The organism is Catenulispora pinistramenti (assembly GCF_018274385.1).
GTDB classification, from domain to species: Bacteria; Actinomycetota; Actinomycetes; order Streptomycetales; family Catenulisporaceae; genus Catenulispora; species Catenulispora pinistramenti.
The window spans coordinates 1-1,646 of sequence record NZ_JAAFYZ010000468.1 but is presented as its reverse complement, the minus strand read 5'-3'; the positions used below and the strand labels follow the sequence as shown (position 1 = coordinate 1,646).

The following is a 1,646-nucleotide window of genomic DNA, read 5'->3' as shown; positions in this document are numbered from 1 at the left end:
AGAGCCTGTTGCTCAACCGAACGTTGTGTGTGGCGTGGACTCGTCTGAGTGATTTGGTGTCAATGTACGCATAAAGGCAGGGCCTCCTGTGTAGCTCGTGGGTGTTGAGTCCGATGAGCACCAGGAGGCCCTGTTGTCTTCTTTCTACGCGATCGCAGGCGCTGAGGCCACGCGACGCGCCGTGTCCTGTGATTGCATGGCTCACCTCCATGGCAATGCCGGTGATCGCCCGGTGCGCCAGCGTGCCTACCCGACGGATCTGACCGATGCCCAGTGGGCGGCGATCGCCCCGCTGGTCCCGGTGCCGACCTGGATGCAGGGCCGGGGCGGGCGTCCGGAGGGCTACTGCCACCGGGAGATGATCGACGCGGTGGCCTACCTGGTCGACAACGGAACCAAGTGGCGTGCGCTGCCGGTCGACTTCCCGGCCTGGCAGGCGGTATACCGGTTCTTCCGGCGTTGGCGCGACCAGGGGCTGCTTGCGGTGCTGCACGACCGGCTGCGCCGGGCGGTCCGGGTGAGCGAGGGCCGAGGACCGGAGCCGACCGCCGGGATCGTGGACTCCCAGTCGCTGCGCGCGGCCGAGACCGTGGGCAAGACCCGGCGTGGCTATGACGCCGGCAAGAAGGTCAACGGGACCAAACGGCACATCGCCGTGGACACTATCGGGCTGCTGCTCACGGTGCTGGTCACCGCCGCCGACCTGCACGACCGCGACGGCGCACAGCCGCTGCTGGCCCGGCTACGCGCCGCATGCCCGCGCATCAAGCTGATCTGGGCCGATGCCGGCTACGCCGGCCGGCTGGTGTCCTGGGTCGCCGAAACCTTTACCGGGCTGCGCCTTGCCATCGTCAAACGCACCGACAAACACCGGTTCCAGGTGCTGCCACGCCGCTGGGTGGTCGAGCGCACCCTGGGCTGGATCACCCGGCGACGACGGTGCGTGCGGGACTACGAACGACGCGCCGACACCGGCGAGGCGATGGTCTACTGGGCGATGACCGCCGTGATGACCCGGCGCCTGGCCCGCCGCTAAAGCCAGCGACGCTCACACCATCCGGAACACACCCGGCACCGCCTCGACCGCCCAGCCGCGCGCGGCGAGCCGCTTGAGCTTGGTCCGCAGCCCCTCCCGCGCCGAGTTCGTCGCCGGCAACCCCAACGCCCGGGCCAGATCCCCGGCCCGCACCCCCTCACCAGCCGACCGCGCCGCCAGCCACATACTGCGATAACCCACCGGCAACGCCTGCTCATCCATGCCCTCACCCCGCAGCGGCACCACTACCGGTTCCAGGCCCGGGACAGTAACAGGGACCTGATCAGATACCTCACCACCGGCCACCTTGACCGCGCGGACCACAGCCGCGCCCTCGGCCACGACGACCCGCAGCGTGTCCCGCGTGATGACCACATGCTCCAGATCACGCTCGGCATCCGCCAGCGCGACCCGCAGCTCCTCGATCCGCGCCCGCACCGCCACCTCGTGAGCATCGAGCAACCCATCCACCGAAACCATCACACGCCTCCCCGGCCGAACCCCGCCCCGATCCGTCACCAACCTCTACCGCCACCAACAACGGATCACACCCCACACCAGGAACTATTTTCCCAGCTCAACACCCATGTTCGGTTGAGCAACAGGCACT

2 protein-coding genes are annotated in these 1,646 nt (G+C 68.6%); one reads left to right on the top strand and one right to left on the bottom strand.

Going from position 1 to position 1,646, the window contains the following annotated elements; all coding sequences use genetic code 11:
* Positions 1–196 precede the first annotated feature (196 nt).
* Positions 197–1,036 carry an IS5 family transposase gene (locus tag KGQ19_RS48520; protein ID WP_212022406.1) on the top strand — a complete coding sequence of 280 codons (840 nt, stop codon included), beginning with the start codon at positions 197–199 and terminating at the stop codon, positions 1,034–1,036.
* A gap of 12 nt (positions 1,037–1,048) precedes the next feature.
* On the opposite strand, the gene KGQ19_RS48515 is transcribed toward KGQ19_RS48520, so the two are convergent.
* The gene (locus tag KGQ19_RS48515; RefSeq protein ID WP_212022404.1) at positions 1,049–1,516 is read right to left on the bottom strand and encodes a hypothetical protein; all 468 of its coding nucleotides are present in this window, start codon (positions 1,514–1,516) and stop codon (positions 1,049–1,051) included.
* Positions 1,517–1,646: the final 130 nt, after the last annotated feature.

Bases quoted from the DNA above. Each gene is read 5' to 3' on its own strand.
- KGQ19_RS48520 (WP_212022406.1), top strand. From the start codon at position 197: ATGGCTCACCTCCATGGCAATGCCGGTGATCGCCCGGTGCGCCAGCGT.
- KGQ19_RS48515 (WP_212022404.1), bottom strand. From the start codon at position 1,516: ATGGTTTCGGTGGATGGGTTGCTCGATGCTCACGAGGTGGCGGTGCGG.